Genomic DNA, 26,022 nt, shown 5'->3' on the forward strand with positions numbered 1-26,022 from the left:
TTGAGAGAAGGTAGCGCCATCGACGCTCCGAGCAATTTCCAGCAGCGCATCGCGGGTGAATGGGTGGGCCGCCCCTCCCTGTTCGACGCGGGCGGCACCTGGTGCGGTTTCGAGGACATCCGCCGCGCGTCGGTGTACGAGAACGGCACCACCACCTACTACATGGACGGCGGCCTCACCGGCGGCGGCACGCTGGCGGGCCGCTTCGCCCTCGGCGCACCGTTCGCCTTCGGCGTCCGCGACTCCGACGCCGACCGGATCTACACCGGCCCCGACTTCTTCGGATCGGGGCAGCCCTACGGCGGGTTCGTGGACGCCAACTACTACGGTCCGGGCTGGCAGGTCGGGCTGAACACCTGGAACCAGACCCTCGGCGACACTCAGGTGTACTCCTCGGTGCTGTACCAGGGGCCCGCGCTGGTCGGGGTGTTCACCGGTCTCTACACGCGCGACCCGGAGCTGGTCGAGCAGCGGGTCGAGACCGAAACCCGCTGTGGGCCGGTCGTCTTCACCGTGCCGACCAAGGAGAAGAGCCGCTACGCCGGTGAGCTGGAACTGTGGTCGGCCACGCAGCAGCCGCTGGGCGAGCTGCGGATGGAACTCGAGATCGACCCGGTGACCCTGCTGGTGGCCGAACACCGCCTGGTCATGTCGGGCCCGGTCGCCTCCGACTCCCGGATCACGGTGCGCCGCGACGGCGTACGGTCCTTCCACGAGGGCCCCGATGTGTGGGGCAACGGAAACTCCTACGGCAGAGCCAATTTCGTGCGACTGCACACCGTCGACGGCCGTCGGCTGATCGGCCGCGAGTTCATGATGGACGCCGAACCGGGTATGGGCGCGGGCACCCGGATGGCCGTCGTGTACCAGATGTTCGACCACAACAGCCTGGCCGCGGTCATGCACGGCGTACTGGAGCGCACATGAGCACCGTGGTGATCACCGGCGGCACCCGTGGCATCGGGCTGGGCATGGCGCGCGCACTGCTCGACCGCGGTCATCGGGTCGCGTTGTGCGGCAGCGACGCCGAGCGGGTGGCGAAGATCGGCGCCGAACTCCCCGACCACGCGGTGGTGGTCACCGCCGACGTCACCGACCGGGAGCAGGTGCGTCGGCTGTGGGACACCGCGGTGGAGCGGTGCGGCGGCGTGGACATCTGGATCAACAACGCGGGCGTCTCGCATGACCGGAAACCGCTGTGGGAGTTACCCGTCGAGACCACCCGCACCGTCCTGGACACCAATCTGCTGGGCGTGCTCAACGGCTGTGCCGTGGCCGTGGCGGGAATGGCCGACACCGGCGGCGGCCACATCTGGAATATGGAGGGCCTGGGCAGCGACGGACGCACCGTGGCCGGGCTGGGGGTCTACGGGGCGAGCAAGCGCGCGGTCACCTATCTGACCACCGCACTCGCCGCCGAGGTCCCGTCCGGGGTGTCGGTCGGGCTGCTCAGTCCGGGCATGGTCGTCACCGACCTGCTCACCCACGGCTACGACGATCCGGCGGAGTTGGCGAAGGCGCGCCGCATCTTCAATATCCTGGCCGATTCGGTGGAGACGGTCGCGCCCTGGCTGGCCGCGCGGGCGGTCGACAAGCGGCGCAACGGCGCGCACGTGCGCTGGCTGACCACCCGCAAGATCATCGCGCGGTTCGCCCTCGCGCCGGTACGTCGCCGCGACCTGTTCACCACAGAGAGGAACCCATGACCGACGCACTGGGCTGGCGGCGCAAATTCGGGGTGATCGCGCCGTCGACCAACACCATCGTGGAACCCGACTTCTACCGCATGGGCGTGCCGGGGGTGACAGCCCATTTCAGCCGCATCCACATTCGCGACCAGAACATGAACGACGACGCCGGTATGGGTCGGCTGCTCGAGCAGATCCGCGCCGAGATCGGGGCCGCCTGCGAACGCGTGCTGACCTGCGAACCCGACTACATGGTCATGGGTATGTCCGCGGAGACCTTCTGGGGCGGAGTGGAGGGCAATCGGCAATTCGTGCAACAGATTCACGACATCAGCGGACTACGGGTAGCCACCGGCGCGGAAGCCTGCCGACGGGCGCTGCACCTGTACGGCGCGAAACGGATCGGCGTCGTCACGCCGTACCAGCCGGTGGGCGACGAGAACGTGGTGCGTTTCTTCGGCGAACTCGGCTTCGAGGTCAAGGCCATTCGGGGGCTGCGGTGCCCGACGGCGGTGTCCATCGCGCACGTGACCGAGGATGACCTGCGCGCAGCGCTACGCGAGGTGGACGGTGACGGGGTGGACGCGCTGGTGCAGTGCGGCACCAACCTGTCCATGGTGCGCTTGGCCGACGAGGCGGAGCGCTGGCTCGGCAAACCGGTCATCGCCATCAATGCGGCAACCTGGTGGATGGCGCTGCGCGACAACGACATCCACGATCGAGTGAAGGGAGCGGGAGCGCTTCTGCGCGACCACTGACCACCCGGCCCGGGCTCTGAGCATCCGTCGCCGAGCCCGGATTCCCGACGCCACGCGCTACAGCGCACCCCTGACGGTGATCGCCGCATAACTCTCCGTCCGATCCGGGGGAGCCCACGTACAGACCTAGACTCCCCCGGATCGGGTATCGAGTGCCTTGCGGATAAGCGTGCGGGCCTCGTCTCCCGTGACCGCTTTCCCCGCAAGGGTTTCGAACGCTCGGGAGTAGACCGCAACCTCGGTTGGTTGTGTGATCGTTTGCTCTGCGCTGATGCCCTCGACCATGACCAGATGGTCATCGAACATGATGAAGTTCGGAGCCGTCAGCGGCGGCAAGGCTCTGCTCGGAATTATTCCGAACACCACGCGCGGCAATCCCATCACCGCAAAGAGCCGGTCGAGCTGTCCAGTCATCACGGCATCATCGCCGACCGTGGTTGACAATGCCTGCTCGGCTATCACGATCCGGAACCGCCGTTTGCCTTTGTACAGAAACTGTTGACGCTCGAGGCGCTTGGCTACACCTTCGTCCACATCGTCGGGTATCCGCTCGAACGTCACGACGTCGCGCAGTATCGCTTCCGCGTACTCGGCGGTCTGGAGGATGCCGGGAATGATGGTCGGTTGGTAGATCCGCGTGAGCGTCGCCTTCTCCGCGAGTACTACCGAGATATGTTGCCGCCGTTTGGTTCCAGTGCTCAGAATGCGGCGCCACTCGACGTACGCGGCGTCCACATTGTTCAGCGTGGCAATCAGGTCAGGGAGCTGATCAGTTGCCCCGGTGTACTGGCAGATAGCCCGTAGGTCAGCCTCCGATGGGCTCCGGGAACCGCGCTCGAACCGGGACAGCTTCGACTCGTGCCAGCCCGCCAAGGACGCGAGCTGGCGCGCGGTCAATCCTGAATGGCGGCGGACTTCCCTCAGCCTCTGGCCGAGCGCTTCCCTCGCCTGGTGCACACTGTCCGTCACTGCCCAGCGTGTACCCGGTTGAACTCGGAGTATGGCGTCGCCAGCTCCCACAGCCGCTGTTTCACGCTGCGACAGTACGCCGCTATGCCTGGATCGGTGGTGCTCACCGAATCTGCGGGCTTGCCGTCCTCGTAGGTCACGTTGAACACGACCAATCGACCGTCGAATAGCCACCAGTCGTCCTCCGGCATACAGTCGGGCGGGACGAGATGCCGGGGAACGTATCGGATGTCATCACCGGCATCGACGTTGTAGTGGGTGACAGACAACAACCAACGTTGGTAATCGCTGAGCGGGACCGTGACCACCCGTACCCGACTCATCACCACTCCACGGCCGACGGTCTCCCGCACCATAGCCCGCCACTCCGCAGACGGATCGGCGTTATCGGGCGGCTCACCGTTCAGGAACCTACGGAGCGGCTCCGACTCGTACAGCTCGGCGTAGGCGTCCCTGAGTTCCAGGTGGAACGCTTCATGTCGGCAGTCGTGGAACAGATCAGGCCAGGGGTCGCCTTGCCGCAGCAGCACCGTGGAACGTCCTTTCTCGCTTGGCGACCAAGATCGCCGTCTCATCGACGGCCAGTTCAAGTTGGCTCAACGTCTCGTCATCCGCCACCGGTTCGCCGGTCAGCGTGAACGTACCGCGTCCCGTATCGGTCAGCGGTGAGCCGACGAAGGTTCTCGGATCGGCATATCCGAGAAGTACGTGCGGGATCTCGACTGTTTCGGGGCGGTCGGTTTGCCAACCCTGTACGAGGAAGGCACCTTGGTCCGTGTCGTACAAGGACGGACACCCGTTCCTGTCCGAGCCGTTCTTGCCGAGGAAGCGCAAGCGCATGGTTCCGATCCTCTCTCGTTGTCTGCCTTGGTATTCAGGCATGACTTGATGATCCTCGGATGCGGCATGTTTCGCCAGTAATCTGGTACATACTGGCAAATCTTGGCAAGTCTGTAGACCATACTGGTGACTGGTCCTTAGCCTCAAGGCCAAGCGCTCGGGGGCGGTGCAGTCGACCCGCCCCGGGTCGCCGACCACCGACGAAAAATGGGGAGCGCGATGGCCAGGCGTAGCAGGCTCGGAGAGTTCCCCGGCGGCGTACTCGAGATCGACGCCTACGACGACGACCCCGCCGAGGGTCACCCGGGGGTGTACCTCGAGTACCACGACGCTGCCGACGACACCCAGCGAGGAACCGAGATGCGCTACCAGGCAACAGCAATCGGATACCTCCGGACCGACGTGTCCGGACTGGCCCAACTCTGGGACCAATCCCAGATACGCAAGCTGGCCGCTCGGCTCGGCTACGACTTCGCCGACATGATCGTCTACGACCCGAAATTCGGCCGGCCACCACTGGCCCGGCTCAAGGCCCAAGCCACCCGCCTCGACGCCGAAGCAGTCATAGTCCCTGGCCCCGAACACTTCGAGGACGGACAGGTACCCAGATCACTGGTGCGCCAGGTGGACGTGATCACCGTGACGCCGGAAGAAACCTATGCGCGACGAGCTGTGCCACCGTTGCCGGATCGGCCGCCCGGCAGGGCGAATGGAACCTGAACACGCTGACGGGGCGGTACCGCGCCCCTCGAGCGATTCGCGACAGCGGGAACCGTTGTCCCTCAGCTCACACCGACGCTCGGGAACACGGGAGAAGGTAAGCATGTAGACGAACGTGCGGTGCCACTCATTCGAGCCCTGAGCGGCTTTGATCAGCACGGAGGCACTACCGCGATACCGGATCACCGAGGGATGGGATCAGTGTTCGCGCAGGAGTGTCCCTGCACCCTCTACGCGATCGTCGAAACCGTGGTCGCGCAGGGCGTACCACAGGGTGGCGGCGTTGATGGCGATCACGGGTTTGCCCAGTTCCGCTTCGAGGCGATCGGCGAGTGCTACGAAGGAGAGGTTGGTGCCGACCTGCACGATCGCCTGGATATCCGGGCCGTCGAGGGCCGTGACGACCTCGCGTAGGCGGTCGTCGCCGACGCGTGCGATGGCCATGGCGCTCGGGCAGCGCAGCCCGGTGATGGCGGCGACGTCGAATCCCGCCTCGGTGAAGAACCGCCCCACCTCGCGGTCGGCGATGGGTTGGTACGGCGAGAAGACCGCGATGCGGCGGCAGCCCAGTTCGTGCAGGGCGGCCCGGCACGAACTCGCCCCGGTGGTGACCGGAAGTCCGGTGCGGTCGCGCAGGCGCTGTTCGAAGGCCGCGTTCCCGGCCACGCCGCCCCAGAACGTCTCCGCGGACATACCCATCACCATGCGTTCGGGTTCGGCGGTGAGCACGTCGCGCACGGCGGTATCGATGGAGGCGCGGATCTGCACCAGCAGCGCCTGGAAGTCCGCGTCGTCGCCCATCACCGGATTCGGGATGTACATGGAACCGACGCGGAACGCGATGCCCGGCAGCCCCGCCCGCCAGTAGTCGTGCTCCACAACGGTATTCGTACTCGGTACGACGACGCCGAAGACGGCGCGGGTGCCGACGACATTGGTCATGACGCTCCCTGGTACTGCTGGATTCGGGTGTTTCGGTTCAGGTGGTGACGCGGGCCAGCACGTCGGCGGCCGCGCGGTGCGCCCGCTCCCGGTCCACCGGGCGGTCCAGCAGCAGCGCGTCCACGAGCAGCGGCGCGACGATCGCCGACGCCGCCTCCTCGACGGCGGCCTCGTCGCCGAATGCGAGTGCGCGCAACGCCGCCCGGAACGGCTCGAGCAGGTCCGCCACATACCGGTGGCGCAGTTCGGTGCAGGACGGGTCGGCCGACGAGGCGGTCACCAGTGCGCGCAGGAAGGCGGCGACGGGCTTGTCGCGCAGACGATCACACAGCAGATCCACCTCGGTGTGCAGATCGGCGACGAGATCACCGCTGGGCGTGAGGGGTTCGTGCGGGGCGACGACGATGAGCGCAGCGAGGACATCGCGCGGTGTCGGCCAGTGCCGGTAGATGGTGGTGCGGGCGACGCCGGTCACCGCGTGCAGGCGCTGCGGGGTGAGTGCACCGGCCCCCTCGGTGAGCAGCAGGTCCAGCGCCGCGGTCAGTACGACGGCTTCGGTATCGGCGGCGGGGCCCGCGGGACGTCCGGGTCGAGTCACGAGAATTTACGATACACCTTGTTTTGGTTATTCATAACCAGTACATTTCGTATCGGAAATACCGCTTCCCGAGGAGGACCGATGCGTCCACACGTAGAACTCATCGACAAACGCGACCTCATCACCCATATCGCCGAGTTCGAGCACGCCACCGGCAGCGCCGTGCAGCGCAATCTCAGCTACGACGAAGAGGACGGATCCGCTTCACTGGAGGTCACTTTCACCAGCGACTGGTCCCGGCCCGCCGGGGTGCACCACGCCGAAACGGAGTGGTACGTACTGTCGGGCGAGGTGACCATCGGCGATACCGTGCTCGGCCCCGAGGGATATTGGATGGCCCCGACGGGCGTCCACACCCCGCCGATCTCCGTCACCGCGGGCACCGAGATCCTGCTGTTCCGCGAACAGGGCGACTGGCGTTTCGACCTCGTCGACGCCGACCGCGACTTCGTGCGCCCCGATCAGAAGCTCGTGGTGCTGAATTCGGCCGAGATGCCCTGGATCGACGTCAAGGACGGCAGTCCGATGCGCTTCGACCTGGGCGGCACACCGGTACCCGGCCTGTACATCAAACTGCTGCACCGGGACGAGAAGACGGGCTTCTACACCCGCCTCATCAAGGCCAAGCCGGGCTGGCGCGAGGAACCCCTGGCCCACCACCCGTGCTCGGAGGAGGCGTACTGCCTCGACGGCGGTTTCGAGTACAACTTCGGCAGGATGTGGCCCGGCACCTATTTCTGGCGGCCCGCGCTCATCCGACACGGCGATTTCACCGCCGACGCACAGCAGGGCTGCACGTGGATCGTGCGCTCGGACGCCGATCTCGTGGACTGGTACACCGACAATGCCCGGGTGACCATGTCCGGCGACGCCACCAACTGGGGCGACGACTACCCGCACAGCCTCGCCCCGCGCTACATCGAACCGGTCCGCTCCCGCTCCATCGGAGCCTGGGCCGATCCCGCCTACCAATAGCGGCGGCCACGCGGACGACCCGAGTTCGCCGGGGTCCCATCGGCTTCCGATGCGGCACGGCGCGCGCGGGTAACCGGGTACGGGGTGCATGACAGGGTCACCCCGTACCCGCCGGCCGTCCCAGCACCGGCACCCGGTGCGGCAACGCCACCCCCAGCACAGCGGCCGTCCCGGCACGACGATCGCCTCGACGCGGCAGCCGCCCCGCGCCCAGCGCAGCGATCAACCGGACACAACAGCCAACCCGGCTCGACGATCAACCGGGCGCGGCGGGGGGCGCGATCACGGCGGCTATTCGGACGCGTTGTCGACCAGGGCGCGAGCGCGGCGGACGACGGCGCGGTCCACCATGCGACCCGCGTCGTCGAGAACGACGCCCCCGGCGGCGGCCTCGAAACGGCGCACCAGCGCGCGGGCCGCGTCCAGGTCGGCGGGGCTGGGGGTGAATACCTCGTTGACGACGGGGACCTGGGCCGGGTGAATGCAGGCGCGGCCGCGAAAACCCATGCGGCGCAGGGCTGCGGTCGATGCGCGCAGACCGTCGAGGTCGCGGAAGTCGGTGCTGGTCGGCGCGAGCGGGGCCGCGATGTCGGCGGCCGCGGTGGCCAGCACGACCTGGGTGCGCAGGGCGAGCATTTCGTAGCCGTCGCGCCCGGGATCGATACCCAGTTCCGCGCACAGGTCCGCCTCCCCGATCATCAGGTGCCGCACCCGTGGCGCGGCGGCGATCTCGCGCGCCGCGTAGATCGCGGCGGCGCTCTCCAGCAGCGGGCAGAGGCGAATGGGCCGCATCGCCGGTTCGACCGCCGCCAACACGTCACCCACTTCCCGAATCTGTCGCGCTGACTCCGTTTTCGCCAGGCATATGGCTTCCACTCCGGCCGGGGCGACCGCACGAATGTCCTCGATGCCGTGTTCACCGGGATTGACGCGTACCCATATCCGCCGCGCCGACGGGGTGGCGGCGCGCAACCAGGCGGCCACCTCGGCGCGCGCACCCCCCTTGTCCCGCAGCGGCACCGCGTCCTCCAGATCCAGCAGCACCACGTCCGCGGGACCGGACACCGCCTTGTCGAACAGTTCCGGTCGGTTACCCGGAACATACAGCGCCGATCGCATCCACTCCCCCTCACTGACCGGGCAACATATCGGACACCACATTTGAGTGAAACATGGTTTCCCATATCGAAACATAATGGTCACCACCCACCCTGTCCAGCCGCAATAGGCTCACGCCGACCGCTTGACAGCAGCGCCGCCATCACTCTTAATGGTCAGCCAAAGAAAGAAACGCCATTCCGCTAGAGGAAACAGGCGCCCGCCGTGGGAGTAGCCATGCATCTCAGAGGCCCAGGTCTGGCCACCATCGCCGTACTCGCCGCACTACTGGCCGCACCCGAGGCCCGGGCCGCCGACCGCCTGCCCGGAACCATCGACATCCCCTGTGCCGCAACCGTTCTCGAACAGGGCGCGGATTGGTACCTACCCGCCGGTCCGCCCCGGGCCCTGGTGTGGGTGCAGCACGGCTTCGCCCGCTCCAGCGGACATGTCGGCGCACTCGCCTCGACCTTCGCCGACGCCGGATACCTGGTCTTCGCGCCGAACATGCCGTTCATGAACCTCTCGGGCTGCACGCTGCAGAACATCGGCGACAATACGGCGTTCCTGCACGATGTGGCCGCCCTGTTCGGCACCGCCTCCGCCCCCGGCGGTGCGCTGTCGACCAGTCTCGCCGACGCCGCGCAGCGCGCGGGCCGGACCGTTCCCACGATTCCCGAACGGCTGGTGTTCGTCGGGCATTCGGCGGGGGCCGAGGCCGTCGCCTACGTCGCCGAGCGGCTGCGCACCCACCATCTGGAGACGTGGAACACGCTGCGCGGCGTGATCCTGCTCGACCCGGTGCGCTCGTTCATCGGCAACAATATCGACCGCGCCCTCGACGGCATCTCCGGTACCGACCTGCCGACATTGACGATCTCGGCCCCGCCGTCGCCCTGCAACAGCTTCGGCATCGGCACCCTGGCCGTACGAACTCGTCTGGACCGCCCCTTCCTCGGCGTGCTGCTGCCCTCGGGGGTGCACACCGACGCCGAGGGCACCAGCTCGGATGCGATGGGCGAAATGCTCTGCGGCATATCGGAATCGGTCAACTCGTCCACGCTGCGCCGACTCGCCCTCGGCTGGATGAGCGACTTCGTCGCCGGAACACGGACTCCCGACTTCTATCCCGCCGCGCCGCACGGCACGGTGCCCGCCGCGCCCGCGGCTCACATCCTCACCGGCTACTGACCGCGTCACGCGGTCGCCTCCTCACCTGTTCCACGTCGAAAGTTCGGTACCCCATGCGTATTCGATCCTCACTCGCCTCCGGTGTCCTCACCGCCGCCCTCGCCGCCGCCGTGATCGGTGTGGCCGATACGCCCGCCGCCGCCGAACCCGCCGAGGAGCAGGGCCTGTCGGGTCTGTCACTGTGCCAGCGCGCCCAGGTGAACACGGCCTCGCTGCGATTGGTCAGATTCCACCGAGCCGGTGGCGGATTCGCCGAGGTGCCCTACACCGACCTCGCCGCGTTCGCGGCGTCGAAACCCCAGGTGCGCCCGCTCACGGTCACCAGCTACATCACCTACGACGACACCGGTGCACCGCGCCAGGTGCGCTGCAAGGGCAAATCGGCCGATCACATCAACCAGGAGTACGGCGACCGTACGGCCGGGGCGGACGGCACCTGCGGTGACACCAACCGGAGGACGCTGTGGCGGGTGGCCCGGGACCTGACCCGGGCGGAACGGGACGCCCTGGTCTACCGCCCGTACCAGGTGACCATCGATCCCGACACCCCGGCGGCCACCGGTCAGGACTGGCTGGCCGACTTCCCCACGGCCACGGTCGATTCCGACGGCACGCTGCACCTGCCCTCGAAATCCCTGCACGTACCCCTGGATACGCCGGGCATCCCCGACGCCTTCAAGGGGCAGCACTACTGCACCCTGATCGCCCCCGAGCACCTGAAGCGCATCCTGCTCGGCACGGTGCCCGCGTCCTGAGCCGGGCGGGGTCGACGGTCAGCTCGTCCGCGCGTCCACCCGCGCCGACAGAAACGGCCGACCCGCCTCGACGACGATCTCGGGCTCGGTCATCGCGAGCACCCGCCCGCGATGCTCGAGCTCGAATCGTCCGGCCGCCAGCGTATTGCGCACCCAGTCGCTGCCCCGGCCGTAGTTCAGCGCGATCCGCAGTTGCGCACCGCGCCAGGTGGTTCCGACCGGAGTCCGGTAGCGCTTTCCGGTGCGGCGACCGACGTGGACGACATTCGCGTATCCGGGTAGACGGGCGGCCGCCCCGAGGAAGGCCGGATTGGTGATCCGGCGGTTCACTCGAGCCAGGACACGCATGGGCCGCCACCGCATGGCTCATGGTATCCAGGGAGCACGGCCGACCGGCCCGATCTGTCGACCCGCACAAACCACTCGCGAGCACTTCGACACCGTGCCCATGGCGGGAGTCCGGAACATCAACCATGCTGGAGGGGTTCAGCTGTCGAAGGAGCCGGCCGATGTCGTCATGGAACCGTATCGAACGCGGCAGCGGGGAACCGCTGGTCCTGCTGCACGGGGCGGGCGGCACCGCCCGCAACTGGCTCCCGGTCATGGATCGACTGGCGGTCGACCGCCGGGTGATCGCCCTGGACTTCCCCGGCTTCGGACGCACCCCCTTCCCGGACGACGCGGTGTTCGGAATGGACTGGGCCATGGTCGAATTGGCGGCCGAGCTGCGGCGGCTGGGGATCGACGGTCCGGTGGATCTGGCGGGCAACTCCATGGGCGGCTGGTTCGCGCTGGAGGCCGCCAAGCGGGGCATGGCGCGCTCGGTGGTGGCGCTCGCCCCGGCCGGGCTGTGGCGGCGCGGCATGCCCGGGCTGCTGTACACGCAGTTCCACTCCCTGCTGGCGGGCAGCATGCTGACCCGGGGGCCGGGCGCGGCGGTCCTGCGCATTCCACCGCTCCGCTACGCCGGTCTGGCCGTGGTGGCCAGCCGCCCCTGGCGGATCAGTGCGGCCGAGGGCATCCGCATGGTCCGCGACCTGGACCGTTCCGAACGGGCGCTGCGCATCGCGGTGAGTCATGCCCGAGGGTTGCGGTTCGAGGGCGGTCAGGACATCGACGTCCCGGTGACGGTCGCCTTCGGCACCCGCGATCTCATGCTGCCGCCGGGCGTCAGCCAGCGCCGGGATCAACTGCCCGCCCACACCCGCTGGGTGCGCCTGCCCGGCTGCGGGCATGTGCCCATGTCCGATGACCCGGACCTGGTGGCGGGCACGATCCTGGACGGGATCGCGCGTCCCGCCGCCAGGGAAGCCAGCGCCTGAGCGCTCGGCGTTACGGACGCAGCAGGAAGAACCGCCAGAAGGCGTTCTCGATGGGCAGCACGCGGGCCTCGGTGAATCCGGCCTCCCGCGCCCAGCGCAGCAGGGTCGGCGTGCGGAGCATGGTGCCGTTGGCCTCCACCGGGCTCTCGGCCATGGTGGCGGGCAGGCAGTGCAGCACGCTGCAACCGAATTGGAAGCGTTCCAGCAGGGGTCCGGGGGTGGTCAGCTCGTCCTCGACCCGATCGTCACCGATGAGGACCGCGCCGTCGGCCGTGAGGGCACGGCGGGCGGCGCGCAGGGTGCCCACCGGATCGCCCATGTCGTGCAGGGTTTCGAACAGTGTGATCAGTTGGTACGCACCGGTTTCGGTGAGTGCGGCGGCGTCGGCCGCGGTGTAGCGCACCCGGTCGGCCAGTCCTGCCGCTGCGGCCGCGGCACGCGCCTCCTCGATCGAGGCGGCGTCCAGGTCCACGCCGTGCACGCTCGCGTGCGGGTAGGTGGTCGCCAGGGCGGTGGTGGAGCGTCCGCAGCCGCAGCCGAGGTCCAGGATCCGGGTGCCGGGCTCGGTGCGCAGGCGCGCGTCCACATCCGGTACCGCGGTGAGCCAGTCGGCGAGTTCGTGGTGGAACAGGGGTCCGTTGAGATCCCGTATGCCGTGGCGGATTTCGGCTCCGTAGGCGGAGAAGGGCACGCCGCCGCCGGTGCGGTAGGCGGTGGCCAGCTCGGGCAGTACACCCGCGACCCCGGCGATCATGGGCGCGGTCGGTGCCACGAAGTACGGGCTCTCGTGCGCCAGCAGCACTTCCGCGTGTGCGGCGGGCAGCTCGAAGCGGCGCAGCTCCGCCGCATCGCCCGGATTCGGGCAGTGTAGGTAACCGGCGGTGGCCTGCTGCTCCAACCACTCCCGCGCGTAGCGGGCCGCGATACCGGTCCGCTCGGCGAGTTCCGCACCGGTGGCCGCCCGCTCCGCCAGGGCCCCGTACAGCCCCAGCACCAGGCCGAGCTGCACGCTCATCAGTTCCAGTGCGCGCGTCGCATCTTCGATCAGCCTGTCCGCGAACTCCTCTCGCGGATCGGTCGCACCTCGGGGCGCGGGGGCGACGGCTGTCGTGCTGTGGGTCATCGGCACTCCTCGGTAGTCGCGGTGCTGGCGCTCGCCACACCACCGCCTGAACATTGCTCGGCCGAGTCTGAACCCCGCGCCCACCGGCCGTCTGTCGCTCCGCCGACCGTCTCGATGTCACGCCGCCGACACATCGGCCATTTGCCAACTGGTTGCCACATGCCGACTCGAGGTACTGTTCACCCTTCGAAAGATCCTTGGGGGATTCGCGAAGTATCACCGCCGAACCGGTCGAGTACCCCGAACGTGTTCGAGGAGAACGCCATGCCCTACCTGATCGTCGGACTCATCACCCTGGCCCTGTGGGTGTTCTGCCTGATCGACGTGATCACCGCCCCCGAGTCCGGCATCCGCCACCTCCCCAAGGGCGCCTGGCTCCTGGTCATCCTCTTCGTCCCCACCGTCGGCGCCCTGCTCTGGCTCATCCTCGGCCGCCCCTACGAACCCCCGCGCCCCCGCTCCACCACCGCCTACCCCGAATACGACCGCCCCGGCCGCTACATCCCCCGCAACCCCGACGACGACGAGGAGGAGTTCCTGCGCGCCCTCCGCGCCCGCGCCGAACAGCAGCGCGCCGAGGCCAAACGCCAGGAGGAAGCCCGGCAGCGCGACCTCGAACTCCGCCGCCGACAGGGCGAACAGGCGGACTGAACCCATGCGCGAGCGAAGGCCGGGCCGCCCCGACTCCTGCCTGCTCTGGCTGCTGACCGCGCAGACCATCTTCTCCCTGGACACCATCGCCCACGCCGTGACGCTGTCGGGCACACGCTCGGACTACGCGTTCACAGCGGCACTCGCGCTGGTCTGGGGAGCGATCGGCTGGGCCTCGATCAGGCGCACCCCAGCCCGGGACCGGCAGCGGAACCGACCGCGCACACCGGCCGAATCGAGGCCGACATCCGACCGCTCCGCGCGGCGTCGCGCCACTCGCCCGGCAGGCCCTCCGACATCCCGATCCCGGGCAGCGGAGCCCCGGGAAGACTCACATCCGAGCGCAGTAGCCAGTGGTTTGCCATCTTTTGCCGATGCCCCCTCTGCACGGCACGACAGTGGGGCAGCTCCTCGGTAACGATCCAGATACGGACACTGCGCCGGATGCGGTTCACAGCGTGATGCGGAGAACGAATGCTTCAGCGCCGCAGTGCCTTTCGGCGGAGACGCCTCGTTCGTGTGAGGTGGGTCGCCGCGGCGGCCGCGCAGTGACCGCCATCGCATTCCACTTCCTGGTCGCATGACTGGCGTGTCATGGTCGCAGTCGTCGTCGGGCCCGGCGCGTCGCACCATTCGGAAGGTTTCCCTATCGGCTCCCCACGGAGGACACCATGCGTACTCGGACCACCGCCCTGACCCTGCTGACCGCTGCGAGCGGAATCGTCGCCGCGACCGTGATCGGCGCCGGATCGGCCGCCGCGGCCACCCCGGTCGCCGGACCGGGGGCGGTCGGATTGGAACTGACGCCCGGCGAGACGGCGGCGCTGGCCAATGGTCCGGTACCCGCACTGGTCGATCAGGTGGTGCCGTACAACGCCACCTCGGTGGCGCTCGCGCCGGGATCGCAACTGGCCGAGAACGACGCGTGGCGGTTCGCACCGCTGCGCGACATCATCGGTGAGGCCGCGGCGCATCCCGGCGGGAATGTGGCCGTCCTGGTGAGCCCCGCCGACGGACTGATCGTCGTCCAGAACTGGTAGATGCCCGACCGCGGATGGCCCGTCGATCGCATCGGCGGGCCATCCGCGCGCATCGGCCCCGGCGGCTCCTGGACTCTCCTCCGGTGGGAGAGTCCACCATGGACGGTGGTTCTCCGCTCCCGTCCAGGAAGGCTGGCGATGGCCACGGTGGTAGACGTCGAAGCGCGCGGCGCGCAGCACTGCGAGACGACGGCGCTGGGCGTACTGCTGCGACAGCGGGGCCTCGAGCTGTCCGAGCCCATGCTCTTCGGACTCGGCGGCGGGCTGTCCTTCCTCTACTGGGACAGCAAGGCCATGGACTTCCCCTTCCTCGGCGGACGCGTCAAACCGTTCGACCTCACCCGTAACCTCGCCGCCACCCTCGGACTGAACCTGCGCGTGCACGAGACCACGTCACCGCGAAAGGCGTGGGAGAACGTGGCCTCCGCCCTCGACGACGGCCAGCCGGTGGGCCTTCAGCTCGACAGCTACCACCTGGACTACTTCGGCTCGAAGGTGCACTTCGGCGGCCATATCGTCGCCATGTACGGCTACGACGACCACAATGCCCTCCTGGTCGACACCGCACAGCAGGGTGGCGCGGTCACCACCAGCCTGGCCAGCCTCGCCGCGGCCCGCGCCGCACGCGGCCCGATGACGGCCAGGAACCGCTCCTTCACGCTCACGCCGCCCACTCCCCCACCCGACCCACGCGGCCGGATCGTTCCCGCCGTCACCGCCTGCGCCCGTGCCTTCCTCGAGCCACCCATCGCCAATGTCGGCTACCGCGGCATCGAGAAGGCCGCTCGACTGGTGCCCACCTGGTTCGAACGCACCGACGACCCGGGCCGTGACCTGCCGCAGGCCGCGCTGCTCATGGAGCGGGCCGGGACCGGCGGCGCCCTGTTCCGCAATCTCTACCGCGACTTCCTCGCCGAGGCGATGGAGCTGTGCGACGCCAGCGAACTCCGCACCGGCCACCGCCTGTACGCCCGTGCGGCCACCCACTGGACCGAGGTGGCCGCACTCCTCACACGGGCCGGGACGACAAGCGCCGCACAGCATCTCGCCCAGGCGGGCGCGCTGCTCGGCGAGGTCGCCCGCATCGAGCGCGAGGCCATGCTCACCCTCGTTCGGCTGAGCGAGCCGGAAGGAGATCTCGGCCACGTCCGCCCCGCCGAGCTTGTGACTCTACCCGCACGGGAGGGTAGAGTTCCCATCGCTGAGCGTTAGCTGAGATTCCGCATCAGGCAGTGTGGCCGATGCCGATCAGCAGCGGTTCCGCATCGTCGGCCGCTCGCATCCGGAATGAATTCTGTTCATGCCCACGCGTTTCCGCACTCCGGTGACGCGTGCGCAGTGATGATTGGAGCCGCCGATGGCGACCGCCGCGCCCACCCGAGATACCGAAGGGTCGGTACTTCACGCCCTGCGCCATCCCACCCGATTGCGCACCGAGGTGCTGGCCGGTCTCGTCGTCGCGCTGGCCCTCATCCCCGAGGCGATCTCCTTCTCGATCATCGCGGGCGTGGATCCGCGCGTCGGCCTGTTCGCCTCCTTCACCATGGCCGTCACCATCGCCATCGTGGGCGGTCGCCGGGCCATGATCTCGGCGGCGACCGGTGCGGTGGCGCTGGTCATCGCACCGGTGGTGGCCGAGCACGGGCTCGACTATCTCATCGCCACGGTGATCCTGGCGGGTGTGCTCCAGATCGTGCTGAGCGTGCTCGGCGTGGCCAAGCTGATGCGCTTCATTCCGCGCAGCGTCATGGTCGGCTTCGTCAACGCCCTGGCCATCCTCATCTTCCTGGCCCAGATCCCGCATCTGCTGGGCGTGCCGTGGCTGGTGTACCCGATGGTCGCGATCGGCCTGCTGATCATGGTGTTCCTGCCCAAGCTCACTACCGTCGTCCCGGCCCCGCTGGTGGCCATCGTCGCGCTCACCGCGGTCACCGTCGCGTTCGCGCTGAACGTGCCGAATGTCGGCGACGAGGGTGAGCTGCCGTCGAGCCTGCCGTCGCTGCTGCTGCCGAACGTGCCGCTGAACCTGGACACCCTGAAGATCATCGCCCCCTACGCCCTGGCCATGGCGCTGGTCGGCCTGCTCGAATCCCTCATGACCGCCAAACTGGTCGACGACATCACCGACACCCACTCCGACAAGACCCGTGAGGGTTGGGGCCAGGGCATCGCCAATGTGGTCACCGGCTTCTTCGGCGGTATGGGCGGCTGCGCCATGATCGGCCAGACCATGATCAATGTGAAGGTGTCCGGCGCGCGCACCCGCATCTCCACCTTCCTCGCCGGTGGCTTCCTGCTCATCCTGGTGGTGGGCCTGGGCGATGTGGTCGCGCTGATCCCCATGGCGGCCCTGGTCGCGGTCATGATCATGGTGTCGGTCGGCACCATGGACTGGCATTCCATCGCCCCGAAGACGTTGCGGCGCATGCCGATCGCCGAGACCACCGTCATGCTGGTCACCGTCGCGGTCACCGTGTTCACCCACAACCTCGCCTACGGCGTCATCGTCGGCGTGCTCACCGCCATGATCGCCTTCGCCCACCGCGTCGCCCACTTCACCGAGGTGACCAAGGTGCACGAGGCCGACATCGACCAAGACGGCGATATCGACACCCGCGTCTACACGGTGCGCGGCGAACTGTTCTTCGCCTCCAGCAATGACCTGGTCTACCAGTTCGACTACACCGGCGACCCGCACAACGTGATCATCGACATGTCCGACGCCCACATCTGGGACGCCTCCACCGTCGCCACCCTCGACGCCATCACCACCAAGTACGCCTCCAAGGGCAAGCACGTCGAGATCATCGGACTCAACCCCGCCTCCGAACAGCGCCGCGAACGCCTCAGCGGCCACCTCGCCGGAGCGCACTGACATGGCCGACCGCGCCACCCTGCAGATCGGTCAGGTCGCCGAGCGAACCGAGCTGTCGATCAAGACGATTCGCCACTACGACGAGGTCGGCCTGGTCACCCCCTCGGCGCGTTCGGCCGGCGGCTTCCGCCTCTACACCGAGGCCGACGTGCGCCGCCTCATGGTCATCCGCCGGATGAAGCCGCTGGGTTTCACCCTCGCCGAGATGAAGGAACTGCTGGAATCCCTGGCCGTCCTCGACGATGCCACCGCCGACACCGACCGGCGTCGCCGAGCCGCCGAGGTCCTGCGCGACTGCCACGACAAGGCCGAGGCGAGCTGCGCGACGCTGCGCCGCCAACTCGCCTACGCCGAGGAATTCGCCGCCCTGCTCGCCGATCGCAGCGCGGCGCGATCCTCCACACCCGCGACCTAGCGGCGCGGGACTCGCCCGAGGGCGCGGGCGACACCGCGCCGACGCGACCGCGGTGGCCCCCGCGCGCCCCGGCTGCGAGCATGGGGCGGTGGCCGTCGATACCGAAGAACTGGATCCCCGCGCACTGGAGGCGCTGCGGATTCCACTGACCGGTTACTGCTACCGCCTGCTCGGCTCCGCCGCCGACACCGACGACGCGGTGCAGGAGACGCTGATCCGCGCCTACACCCGACGCGACGACTACGACCCCGGCAAGGGGCGGCTGTCGACGTGGGTGCACGCCATCGCCACCAATGTGTGCCTGGACATGCTGCGGTCGGCGCGGCGGCGCATGCTGGTGTGGGAGGGGCCGGTTCCCGAGGGCTTCGATGGCGGATCGGCGCTCCCCGCCGACCGGTGGATCGAGCCGATGCCCGACGCCGAACTCATCGCCGCGACCGATCCGGCCGAGGTGGTCGTGCGGCGCGAATCGGTGCGGTTGGCGTTCGTGGCGGCGCTTCAGCATCTGCCGCCGCGACAGCGGGCCGTGCTGGTGCTGCGCGATGTGCTGGCGTTCTCGGCGACCGAGACCGCCGGGATGCTCGGGGTCAGCGCGGCGGCGGCGAACAGTGCCCTGCAGCGGGCGCGGACGACGCTCGACACGGTGCGGACCGATCGCACGCACGCGCTGAACCTCGACGCCGAGCGGGATCGCGACCTGTTGCGGCGGTATCTGGTCGCCTTCGAGGCGCACGATGTCGACGCCTTGGCCGCGCTGCTGTGCGAGGACGCCGAATCGAGTATGCCGCCCTTCCCCTGGCGCATCGACGGGCGCGACGCCCAGCTCCGGATCTTCGCCGCGGCCGACGACTGTACGCGTGATCGGCTGGTGCCCGTCCGGATCAATGGTTCAGCCGGATTCGGCCAGTACCGCCCGGACGAGCACGGCGTGCTGCGCCCGTTCGCCCTGCTCGCGCTCGAGCAGCGCGGCGGTCGCATCGCGCGACAGCTGACCTTCCTGGGAACGCACGCTCGATTCGCGCGATTCGGATTGCCCGAGACATTCGATTCCGCGGCGACCGATGAATTTCGGCCACCCGCGTCGTAGCAGTAGTGACCCCATCGCTACGACGCTTCGGAGAGCCCGTGACCGACACCATCGACCTGCGCGCCCACACCACCGCCGAGCGGGAACGCCTCGCCGACCTGCTCGCCACCCTCACCCCCGACCAGTGGGCCGCGCCCTCGCTCTGCGCCGGCTGGCGGGTCCGTGAGGTCGTCGCCCACATGACCATGGCCTACCGCATCTCGTTGCCGCGATTCGCCATCGGCTTGGCCGCGGCCCGCTTCTCGTTCAACCGCTATGCCGACCGCGCGGCCCGCGCCGATACGCGACGTCTGAGCGACGCCGAACTCCTGACCTGCCTGCGCGACAATGTGAACCATCCGTGGCAGCCGCCGGGCGGCGGCCCCGCGGGCGCGCTGAGCCACGACGTCATCCACGGTCTCGACATCACCGAACCGCTGGGCCTGCCCGCGGCCCCTGCCGACCGCATCGCGCTGGTCCTCGGTGACGGTGATCCGAAGACCCTCGCCTACTTCGGCATCGACCTCACCGGCGTGCAACTGCGGGCGACCGACGCGGACTGCACGATCGGCTCCGGAACCCCGGTCGCCATGCCCGCCAAGGACATCCTTCTCACCGTCACCGGTCGCCGCCCCGTCGAGCGGGGTTGACCCGACGCGGATCAGGGTGCCACTCGGGGAATTCACCGATGCGCCCGATTCGGCGGGCGAGGACACTCGACAGTGTGACGACCAACGATGCCACCCCGCGTACACCTTTCGCCCCGGCCGACTTCACACCCGCCCCGCGCCCCCGCGGCGGCGGGGCCCGTTCGCTCGGCCTCGCCCTGCTCGCCGCCGCGTTCCTGGCCGCACCCGCCGCGTGGGCGGCCGGTACGGCCGCCGCGGACAACGGCGACGAGCGGGGCTACGGCTACGTGCTCCAGTTCGGCGAGAACGGCTACGAACACCACTGGGTCCAGCACCCCGACCGCGCCGGCTACTACTACCACGACGGCCAGATGTACTGGAATCCGGGCAACTAGCCCGACACTCCGGAATCGGTGCGGATACCCGCGTCGATTCCGCCTGCACCACCGGATGATTCGCCCGCTCCGACCCGAGTGTCGGTGAACGGCGCTAGTCTCGCCCCATGGGCATTTCGTCGCGGCGCGATGGCCCGGTCGATCCGATCGCGGCCGCGTTCTTCTGGCTGCCGGAACTCGGCATGCCACCGCGTCCCGGTGTGGAGGGCCTGTCCCGGCCCGCCGCCCGGGTCGTCATCGAGGCGGCACCGCAAGCCTGGCGCTACGCGGGCGACTGTCTCGGCACCAATTACGCACTGGAGTCCTTCACGCTGGTCGAACGCCTAGGCAGGCAGGCCCCCGATCTCATCCGCCGGGGCAAGCCCGTCCGCTGGGCACGAGCCTGCGTCTGGGCGGTCGGCCACCGCTACGGGCTCATCGGCCAGGACTGCGGCCTGGATGTGCCGAACCTGTCCCGGGAACTCGACGCCAAACCGCACTACCTGAACCGGGACGCCGCCGCCATCCGCGAGGTCATCGACCAGAACTGGCACATCCCGCTGGACTACGACTTCAGCTAGGCGGCGCTGCGACCAACCGGCCCGGCGAGGGTGTCGGCCACCGCCACAGCCGGCGATTCCGGGGGCCGACCGTTGCACAGCGGCCCTCGAGTTCAGTCGATGTGGAAGGTGTCCGCGCGGTGCGACAGCCGTTCGGCGAAGGTCTCCGTCCACGCGGTGGACTCGGGTTCGTCGGGGGTGATGGGGGTGCGGTGGCTCGCTCTGGGAGGCACGGGGATATCGCGTCGCTCGGAGCCGCCCGGACCGGCCTGGAGGGCCAGCAGCCGCACACCCCAGCGGACGTAGGCCGGAACACTCATCCCCGCGCACTCGGCGGCATCGCGCAACGTGAGCCAGTCCCCCTCGCTCACGGTCACCACTATGTCTTTGCTCGCCATACTCGACAACCGTAGACCGCGTTCGGGGGGCGCGCAGCGAGTCCGGGTATCCGCTGTGGACGGGTCGGGCGCGGCATCCGACCGGCTATCGGGCGCTGACGTCCGGTGTGCGGATCCGCCACCTGCCGCCGCCGATGACGAGTACGCCCCGGGCGGGCACGGCGACCGCCCCGATGACCGGGTTCTCGGCCAGGCGCACGGGATTGCCGAGATCCTGGCCGTCGAGCACGGCCGATGCCGCCGTGATCAGGTACATCTGCTCGGGCATCCGGGTTCCGAAATGGCCGCTCGGCATCGCGCCGGACATCCGCGGGGAGCCCATGCCCAGTGCTGCGGCGGCGATCTCGCGGGCCCGCAACAGCGACCGCGAACGCCAGGTGCGCAGCGGCAGACGCGGTCACAGCGCGTTCGGCATCCGCAGCGCCGGTGTCTCGGTGGCGGTGAACGTCCACTCCAGCACGAGGTCGTCGACCGTGACACGCACCGACGCCGGTCCGATCCAGGTCACCTCGATGGCGGCGAAACCGGTGGCGGCGCGGTCACATCGGATGGATCAGATCGTCGCGCTGCACGCGGCGACGCCGGATGAGCCATCTCCCGTCGCCGCGTACGAGTTCGTCTTCGCAGGTGCACAGGAATTCGACGGCGGTCGGACCGCCGGGTGGGGTGCGGACGATGATGGCGTAGCTGCTCGCCCGGACGATGCCGCCGCCGTCCACGCGGATGTCCAGGGTAGTCAGACAGTGTCGGCGAAGAACGTTGTCGTCCAGTAGTTTCCGTGCCGCGGCACCCGCTCCGGCGGTGATCTCGGCACGTCCGACCTGTGCGGTCGGGCGTGCGTTGGTGCGGAACTCGGCGTCCTCGGTGAAGTCCGCCGTCCATTCCGCCACGCGACCTTCGTCCATCGCGCGCATATGGCGGGCGTAGAACAGGCTGATCTCGGCGTGCAGTTCGGCTGATACGGTCGTCACGCGGGTCATCGTCGTGGCCCCCGCGCGGTGAACAGGGCGACGCTGCCCCGTATTTCGAGGATATGGCTCGCGAAATGCTGGTCCAGCGCGTCGTGCAGGAACTCCACCGTGTCGTTCTGATTGTGAAAGGCGCCCATCCGCTGATAGAGCGCGTTGAACACGTTCGACAGCGGCGTGGTGGGAGCGCCGCCGGTGACCACGGTGCTGCCGAACACCACACCGCCGTCGGTCAGCAGCGGCGTCAACCGCGCGAACACCTCCTGTTTGCCCGCGGGCGGTTCGGGCAGACAGTGCAGCACATAATTGATCCCGATGGAATCGAAGGGGGCGTTGGGTATCGGCGGCAACTCGTCCAGCAGGTCGGCCCGCACGGTGTCCGGTGCGTAGCGCGCGATCCGCCCCGCGACGAAGGTCAGCGGGTCGGGGTTGAGATCGAGCAGTGTGAGAACCGGACGCGCGACCGGGAACTCGCAATGGTCGAGATAGTATCCGGACCCGGGGCCGATATCGAGATGCCGGCCCGAGACGTTCCGGTTGTACAGTTCGACGAAACGCTCTGGCGGACAACGCCAGAGCAACCGGTTCGCGGCGTTGACCGTCACCAGGTCGTAGCCGTTGAGACGGTTGGTCCGGTAGAAGGTCTGACCGTCGTCGGTGGTCGCCGCAGTGTTCATGGCTCGCTTTCGGGACGTGGTTGTCAGTAACTGCCGAGTCCGCCGCAGACATTGATCGCCTGCGCGGTGACCGATGCCGCGGCCGGGCCGGCCAGGTAGCCGACCATCCCCGCGACCTCCTCGGGCGTGCTGTAGCGGCCCAACGGAATCTTCGCCTCGAAGTTCGCCAGCACCTCCGTTTCGGAGATGCCCTGCATACTCGAATAGGACTCGCGGATCGACACCGCCATCGGCGTCTCGACATAGCCGGGGCACACCGCGTTGACGGTGGCCCCGGTCGCGGCGAGTTCCTTCGCCAGCGCCTTGGTGAATCCGATGACGCCCGCCTTGGCGGCGGAATAGGGCGTACCGAACGGCACCCCCTGCTTGCCGCCGGTGGAGGCGATATTGATGATCCGGCCGGACGCCCCGCGGATGGTGGGACATTCGTTCAACACCGCCCGGGTCACCCAGAACACGCTGTTCAGATCGGTCTCGATGACGTCCAGCCACAACTCGTCGCTGATGGTGGCGATCGGCCCGCCGCCACCGCGCCCGGCATTGTTGACCAGCACCTCGATCGGCCCGTGTGCGGCGGCCACCGTCGTGACGAGATCGCGCACCCCGTAGCGGTCGCGCACGTCGTTGACATACCCCGCCCACGCGGGTTGTTCGGCCAGCGTTTTGTCCAGCTTGTTCTCGTCGCGCCCGGTGACCACGACTCGGAAACCACTGTCGTGCAACTGCTTCGCACACGCGTACCCGATACCGCTGGTGCCGCCGGTGACCAGTGCCACGCCGCCCATGATTCCTCCGAACTCGTCGACTGGATGCTGCGATCACGCTGCGCGTCCGGCTTCGAGTCAGCTTCGAGACCGGTTCGCGCTCGGCCACGACCGGGCTTCGACGCGATGTGGACGTCCCCGCCGCAGGCTGTGCCCTGTGCGTCGACGAGTCGTAGTAACCGGACTGTCAGTACTGGCACCGGGATCGGTGGACACCGAAGGCTTCTGGGCCATGATCACCGCGGGGCGGACGGCGATACGCCGGATCACCGCCTTCGATCCCAGCCAGTTCCGTTCCCAGGTCGCCGGGGAGATCGATCTCGACCCCCTGGCCATGGGGTTGAGCCACCGCGAGACGCGGCGGCTGGATCGCGCCGCCATGCTGGCCGTGATCTGTGCCCGGCGGGCGCTCGCCCAGGCCCGGCTGAGCGAGGACCGCGACCCCGGCCGGGTCGGTGTGACGGTCGGCAACGCGGTCGGCTCGGCCACCAGTATCGAGCAGGAGTACGTCGTGCTGTCCGACCAGGGCGCCGAGTGGTTCGTCGACCAGAGCTACCAGTCACCGCATCTGTTCGACTATTTCACGCCCGGCTCCATCGCCCGGGAGGTCGCGCGGGTCGCCGCGGCGGAGGGGCCGGTGAGCGTGGTCTCGGCCGGATGTACCTCCGGTATCGACGCCGTCGGGCACGGAGCGACGCTGATCGAGGAGGGATCGGCGGACGTCGTGCTGGCGGGTGCCACCGACGCTCCGATCACGCCGATCGCGGTGGCGTGCTTCGACGCCATCCGCGCCACGTCCCCGGACAACGACGATCCCGCCACCGCCGCGAAACCCTTCGACCGTCGCCGCAACGGCTTCGCCATCGCCGAGGGCGCGGCCATGGTGGTGCTGGAGGAGTTCGAGCACGCGGTGCGCCGGGGTGCGCCGATCCTCGGGGAGGTCGCCGGATACGCCTCCACCTGCAACGCCTATCACATGACCGGCCTGACCGCCGACGGCGAGGAGATGACCCGGGCCATCGAACAGGCTCTCGCCCAGGCGCGCGTTCCGGCGGAGGCGGTCGGTTACGTCAACGCGCACGGTTCGGGCACCAAACAGAACGACATGCACGAGACCGCCGCGATCAAACGTGGTCTGGGCGCGCATGCCTACCGGGTCCCGGTCAGCTCGATCAAGTCGATGGTCGGGCACTCCCTCGGCGCGATCGGCTCCATCGAGATCGCCGCCTGCCTGCTGGCGATGCGGGATTCCCTGGTTCCGCCCACCGCCAATCTGCACGAACCCGACCCCCGCTGCGATCTGGACTACGTGCCGCTGACCGCCCGTGAGGCCGAACTCGACACCGTGCTCACCGTCGGCAGCGGCTTCGGCGGCTTCCAGAGCGCGATGGTGTTGCGAAAGGTGGCCACATGACCCGCACCGACTGCGTCGTGACCGGTATCGACGTCCTCGCGCCGACCGGGCTCACCGTCGACGAGTATTGGCGGCGAACCTGTCTCGGTGAATCCGGCATCCGGGTCGTCGACGATTTCGATCGGCGCTACCGCAGCGCGCTCGCCGGGGTGATCCCGGATTTCGTCGCCGGGGACCATCTACCGGGTCGGCTCATCGCCCAGACCGACCGGGTCACACAGCTCGCCTTGGTCGCCGCGGAACGGGCGTTCGCCGACGCCAAGGTCGACCTGGACCATCGCGACCCATTCGAATGCGCGGTGGTCACCTCCAATGCGACCGGCGGCTTCGAGTTCTCGCATCGCGAGATGCGGCGGTTGTGGACCGAGGGTCGCGAAAGTGTCAGCGTCTACCAGTGTTTCGCGTGGTTCTACGCGGTCAACACCGGTCAGATCTCGATCCGACACCGGCTCCGCGGGCCGGGCGCGGTGCTGGTGGCCGAACAGTCCGGCGGACTCGACGCCCTCGGGCACGCGCGCCGCATCATCCGCCGTGGCCGCTGTTCGATGGCGATCGCGGGCGGTATGGAATCCTCCTTCGATCCTTGGGGCTGGGTCTCGCACCAAGCCTCCGGCGCACTGTCCCCGGCCCGTGAACCCGCCGCGGGCTACCGTCCGTTCTCCCCCGCCGCGGACGGCTACGTGCCCGGCGAAGGGGGTGCCATGCTCGTGCTCGAAGCCTGCGACACCGTCGAACTCGGCACCGTCTACGGCCGCATCGCCGGGTACGCGTCCGGGTTCGATCCGCGCGACGATCCCACATACACCCGGCCCCTGCACCGGGTGCTGACCACCGCGCTGGCCGACGCCGAACTCCGCCCGGGTGACATCGACGTGGTCTTCGCCGACGCGGCGGGAACACGGGCCGCGGACAAGGCCGAAGCCACCGTGCTGGCGGAGGTCTTCGGACCACATGGCGTCCCCGTCGCCGCGCCCAAGAGCGGCACCGGCCGCCTGATGGCCGGAGCCGGTCCCCTGGATGTGGTGTGTGCCCTGCTGGCCCTGCGCGACAACGTGATTCCGCCCGCACCACAGGTGCCGTCCACCGACCTGCCCATCGATCTGGTGTGCGGTCGGGCCCGGGCCACACCGCTGACCACGGCCCTGGTACTCGCCCGCGGCGCGGGCGGCTTCCATTCGGCGCTGGTCCTCCGTAAGTAAGCGCTCGACGCAC

32 protein-coding genes are annotated in these 26,022 nt (G+C 68.7%); 19 read left to right on the plus strand and 13 right to left on the minus strand.

Going from position 1 to position 26,022, the window contains the following annotated elements; translation table 11 throughout:
• From ON31_RS16580 to ON31_RS16590, 3 genes are read left to right on the plus strand one after another with little or no spacing between them, the layout of a single operon-like run.
• The gene (locus tag ON31_RS16580; RefSeq protein WP_051037419.1) at nucleotides 1-927 is read left to right on the plus strand and encodes a hypothetical protein; all 927 of its coding nucleotides are present in this window, start codon (nucleotides 1-3) and stop codon (nucleotides 925-927) included.
• A complete protein-coding gene (locus ON31_RS16585) occupies nucleotides 924-1,706 on the plus strand; it encodes an SDR family oxidoreductase (protein ID WP_039814739.1) in 783 nt (260 codons plus the stop codon). Before ON31_RS16580 ends, ON31_RS16585 begins: the two co-directional genes overlap by 4 nt.
• On the plus strand, nucleotides 1,703-2,446 hold the full coding sequence (locus ON31_RS16590) for a maleate cis-trans isomerase family protein (RefSeq protein WP_039814740.1): 744 nt from the start codon (nucleotides 1,703-1,705) through the stop codon (nucleotides 2,444-2,446). The genes ON31_RS16585 and ON31_RS16590 overlap by 4 nt, the downstream gene beginning before the upstream one ends.
• A gap of 126 nt (nucleotides 2,447-2,572) precedes the next feature.
• Here the strand turns inward: ON31_RS16590 and ON31_RS16595 are convergent, their stop codons facing one another.
• The 3 genes from ON31_RS16595 to ON31_RS16605 are packed head-to-tail and all read right to left on the minus strand — an operon-like array spanning nucleotide 2,573 to nucleotide 4,255.
• Complete coding sequence (locus ON31_RS16595) at nucleotides 2,573-3,415, minus strand: helix-turn-helix domain-containing protein (protein ID WP_039814742.1); 843 nt, start codon at nucleotides 3,413-3,415, stop codon at nucleotides 2,573-2,575.
• A complete protein-coding gene (locus ON31_RS16600) occupies nucleotides 3,412-3,945 on the minus strand; it encodes a DUF6879 family protein (protein WP_039814744.1) in 534 nt (177 codons plus the stop codon). Before ON31_RS16600 ends, ON31_RS16595 begins: the two co-directional genes overlap by 4 nt.
• Nucleotides 3,914-4,255, minus strand: a complete 342-nt coding sequence (locus ON31_RS16605) for a hypothetical protein (RefSeq protein ID WP_039814746.1) — start codon at nucleotides 4,253-4,255, stop codon at nucleotides 3,914-3,916. The genes ON31_RS16600 and ON31_RS16605 overlap by 32 nt, the downstream gene beginning before the upstream one ends.
• A gap of 219 nt (nucleotides 4,256-4,474) precedes the next feature.
• Here ON31_RS16605 and ON31_RS16610 point away from each other — a divergent pair, with 219 nt between their 5' ends.
• Nucleotides 4,475-4,975 carry a hypothetical protein gene (locus ON31_RS16610; protein WP_255222137.1) on the plus strand — a complete coding sequence of 167 codons (501 nt, stop codon included), beginning with the start codon at nucleotides 4,475-4,477 and terminating at the stop codon, nucleotides 4,973-4,975.
• A 198-nt stretch (nucleotides 4,976-5,173) separates the two neighbouring features.
• On the opposite strand, the gene ON31_RS16615 is transcribed toward ON31_RS16610, so the two are convergent.
• Both ON31_RS16615 and ON31_RS16620 read right to left on the minus strand, forming a co-directional pair.
• On the minus strand, nucleotides 5,174-5,917 hold the full coding sequence (locus ON31_RS16615) for a maleate cis-trans isomerase family protein (protein WP_039814747.1): 744 nt from the start codon (nucleotides 5,915-5,917) through the stop codon (nucleotides 5,174-5,176).
• A 37-nt stretch (nucleotides 5,918-5,954) separates the two neighbouring features.
• Nucleotides 5,955-6,515 carry a TetR/AcrR family transcriptional regulator C-terminal ligand-binding domain-containing protein gene (locus ON31_RS16620; RefSeq protein ID WP_039814748.1) on the minus strand — a complete coding sequence of 187 codons (561 nt, stop codon included), beginning with the start codon at nucleotides 6,513-6,515 and terminating at the stop codon, nucleotides 5,955-5,957.
• An 81-nt stretch (nucleotides 6,516-6,596) separates the two neighbouring features.
• On the opposite strand from ON31_RS16620, the gene ON31_RS16625 reads away from it, so the two are divergent.
• Nucleotides 6,597-7,490, plus strand: a complete 894-nt coding sequence (locus ON31_RS16625) for a DUF4437 domain-containing protein (protein WP_039814750.1) — start codon at nucleotides 6,597-6,599, stop codon at nucleotides 7,488-7,490.
• 291 nt (nucleotides 7,491-7,781) lie between these two features.
• Here the strand turns inward: ON31_RS16625 and ON31_RS16630 are convergent, their stop codons facing one another.
• A complete protein-coding gene (locus ON31_RS16630; protein ID WP_039814752.1) occupies nucleotides 7,782-8,609 on the minus strand; it encodes an HpcH/HpaI aldolase/citrate lyase family protein in 828 nt (275 codons plus the stop codon).
• Between the two features lie 216 nt (nucleotides 8,610-8,825).
• On the opposite strand from ON31_RS16630, the gene ON31_RS16635 reads away from it, so the two are divergent.
• Entirely contained in the window at nucleotides 8,826-9,779 is a 954-nt protein-coding gene (locus ON31_RS16635; protein ID WP_051037369.1) for an alpha/beta hydrolase, read from the plus strand.
• A gap of 53 nt (nucleotides 9,780-9,832) precedes the next feature.
• The gene (locus ON31_RS16640; protein ID WP_039814753.1) at nucleotides 9,833-10,534 is read left to right on the plus strand and encodes a hypothetical protein; all 702 of its coding nucleotides are present in this window, start codon (nucleotides 9,833-9,835) and stop codon (nucleotides 10,532-10,534) included.
• Between the two features lie 18 nt (nucleotides 10,535-10,552).
• Here the strand turns inward: ON31_RS16640 and ON31_RS16645 are convergent, their stop codons facing one another.
• A complete protein-coding gene (locus ON31_RS16645; protein ID WP_157533714.1) occupies nucleotides 10,553-10,882 on the minus strand; it encodes a nitroreductase/quinone reductase family protein in 330 nt (109 codons plus the stop codon).
• A 161-nt stretch (nucleotides 10,883-11,043) separates the two neighbouring features.
• On the opposite strand from ON31_RS16645, the gene ON31_RS16650 reads away from it, so the two are divergent.
• Nucleotides 11,044-11,856: an alpha/beta fold hydrolase gene (locus ON31_RS16650; protein ID WP_039814754.1), complete on the plus strand. Its 813-nt coding sequence runs from the start codon at nucleotides 11,044-11,046 to the stop codon at nucleotides 11,854-11,856.
• Between the two features lie 10 nt (nucleotides 11,857-11,866).
• Here ON31_RS16650 and ON31_RS16655 read toward each other — a convergent pair whose 3' ends face one another.
• A complete protein-coding gene (locus ON31_RS16655) occupies nucleotides 11,867-12,979 on the minus strand; it encodes a class I SAM-dependent methyltransferase (RefSeq protein ID WP_063821512.1) in 1,113 nt (370 codons plus the stop codon).
• Nucleotides 12,980-13,243: 264 nt separating this feature from the next.
• On the opposite strand from ON31_RS16655, the gene ON31_RS16660 reads away from it, so the two are divergent.
• The 9 genes from ON31_RS16660 to ON31_RS16700 all read left to right on the plus strand — a co-directional run bounded on the left by ON31_RS16660 (nucleotide 13,244) and on the right by ON31_RS16700 (nucleotide 20,610).
• Nucleotides 13,244-13,630: a PLDc N-terminal domain-containing protein gene (locus tag ON31_RS16660; RefSeq protein ID WP_039815046.1), complete on the plus strand. Its 387-nt coding sequence runs from the start codon at nucleotides 13,244-13,246 to the stop codon at nucleotides 13,628-13,630.
• A gap of 671 nt (nucleotides 13,631-14,301) precedes the next feature.
• A complete protein-coding gene (locus ON31_RS16665) occupies nucleotides 14,302-14,670 on the plus strand; it encodes a hypothetical protein (RefSeq protein ID WP_029924758.1) in 369 nt (122 codons plus the stop codon).
• A gap of 138 nt (nucleotides 14,671-14,808) precedes the next feature.
• On the plus strand, nucleotides 14,809-15,882 hold the full coding sequence (locus tag ON31_RS16670) for a BtrH N-terminal domain-containing protein (protein WP_081592510.1): 1,074 nt from the start codon (nucleotides 14,809-14,811) through the stop codon (nucleotides 15,880-15,882).
• Nucleotides 15,883-16,027: 145 nt separating this feature from the next.
• Nucleotides 16,028-17,545, plus strand: a complete 1,518-nt coding sequence (locus ON31_RS16675; protein ID WP_039814755.1) for a SulP family inorganic anion transporter — start codon at nucleotides 16,028-16,030, stop codon at nucleotides 17,543-17,545.
• A gap of 1 nt (nucleotide 17,546) precedes the next feature.
• Nucleotides 17,547-17,960: a MerR family transcriptional regulator gene (locus ON31_RS16680; protein WP_039814756.1), complete on the plus strand. Its 414-nt coding sequence runs from the start codon at nucleotides 17,547-17,549 to the stop codon at nucleotides 17,958-17,960.
• 88 nt (nucleotides 17,961-18,048) lie between these two features.
• Nucleotides 18,049-19,047 (plus strand): RNA polymerase subunit sigma-70, encoded by a 999-nt coding sequence (locus ON31_RS16685; protein WP_051037421.1) that lies wholly within the window; start codon nucleotides 18,049-18,051, stop codon nucleotides 19,045-19,047.
• A gap of 38 nt (nucleotides 19,048-19,085) precedes the next feature.
• Nucleotides 19,086-19,676 (plus strand): maleylpyruvate isomerase family mycothiol-dependent enzyme, encoded by a 591-nt coding sequence (locus tag ON31_RS16690; RefSeq protein ID WP_039814758.1) that lies wholly within the window; start codon nucleotides 19,086-19,088, stop codon nucleotides 19,674-19,676.
• 74 nt (nucleotides 19,677-19,750) lie between these two features.
• Nucleotides 19,751-20,050, plus strand: a complete 300-nt coding sequence (locus ON31_RS16695; protein ID WP_039814759.1) for a hypothetical protein — start codon at nucleotides 19,751-19,753, stop codon at nucleotides 20,048-20,050.
• A 107-nt stretch (nucleotides 20,051-20,157) separates the two neighbouring features.
• A complete protein-coding gene (locus tag ON31_RS16700) occupies nucleotides 20,158-20,610 on the plus strand; it encodes a hypothetical protein (protein WP_039814761.1) in 453 nt (150 codons plus the stop codon).
• Between the two features lie 92 nt (nucleotides 20,611-20,702).
• On the opposite strand, the gene ON31_RS16705 is transcribed toward ON31_RS16700, so the two are convergent.
• From ON31_RS16705 to ON31_RS16725, 5 genes are all read right to left on the minus strand, one after another.
• On the minus strand, nucleotides 20,703-20,987 hold the full coding sequence (locus ON31_RS16705) for a hypothetical protein (protein ID WP_143981330.1): 285 nt from the start codon (nucleotides 20,985-20,987) through the stop codon (nucleotides 20,703-20,705).
• 85 nt (nucleotides 20,988-21,072) lie between these two features.
• Entirely contained in the window at nucleotides 21,073-21,255 is a 183-nt protein-coding gene (locus ON31_RS16710) for a hypothetical protein (RefSeq protein ID WP_147287168.1), read from the minus strand.
• Nucleotides 21,256-21,526: 271 nt separating this feature from the next.
• Nucleotides 21,527-21,958, minus strand: coding sequence for a nuclear transport factor 2 family protein (locus ON31_RS16715; protein ID WP_218007335.1), 432 nt, complete (start codon nucleotides 21,956-21,958; stop codon nucleotides 21,527-21,529).
• 5 nt (nucleotides 21,959-21,963) lie between these two features.
• Nucleotides 21,964-22,632 carry a class I SAM-dependent methyltransferase gene (locus tag ON31_RS16720; protein WP_039814765.1) on the minus strand — a complete coding sequence of 223 codons (669 nt, stop codon included), beginning with the start codon at nucleotides 22,630-22,632 and terminating at the stop codon, nucleotides 21,964-21,966.
• Nucleotides 22,633-22,655: 23 nt separating this feature from the next.
• Nucleotides 22,656-23,417: an SDR family NAD(P)-dependent oxidoreductase gene (locus tag ON31_RS16725; protein WP_039814767.1), complete on the minus strand. Its 762-nt coding sequence runs from the start codon at nucleotides 23,415-23,417 to the stop codon at nucleotides 22,656-22,658.
• Nucleotides 23,418-23,553: 136 nt separating this feature from the next.
• Between ON31_RS16725 and ON31_RS16730 the strand changes: the two genes are divergently transcribed.
• Nucleotides 23,554-24,810 carry a beta-ketoacyl-[acyl-carrier-protein] synthase family protein gene (locus ON31_RS16730; protein ID WP_039814768.1) on the plus strand — a complete coding sequence of 419 codons (1,257 nt, stop codon included), beginning with the start codon at nucleotides 23,554-23,556 and terminating at the stop codon, nucleotides 24,808-24,810.
• Nucleotides 24,807-26,009: a beta-ketoacyl synthase N-terminal-like domain-containing protein gene (locus ON31_RS16735; RefSeq protein ID WP_039814770.1), complete on the plus strand. Its 1,203-nt coding sequence runs from the start codon at nucleotides 24,807-24,809 to the stop codon at nucleotides 26,007-26,009. Before ON31_RS16730 ends, ON31_RS16735 begins: the two co-directional genes overlap by 4 nt.
• The last annotated feature ends 13 nt before the right edge of the window (nucleotides 26,010-26,022 follow it).

The sequence above is a fragment of the Nocardia otitidiscaviarum NBRC 14405 genome (assembly GCF_000308635.1).
GTDB lineage: Bacteria > Actinomycetota > Actinomycetes > Mycobacteriales > Mycobacteriaceae > Nocardia > Nocardia otitidiscaviarum.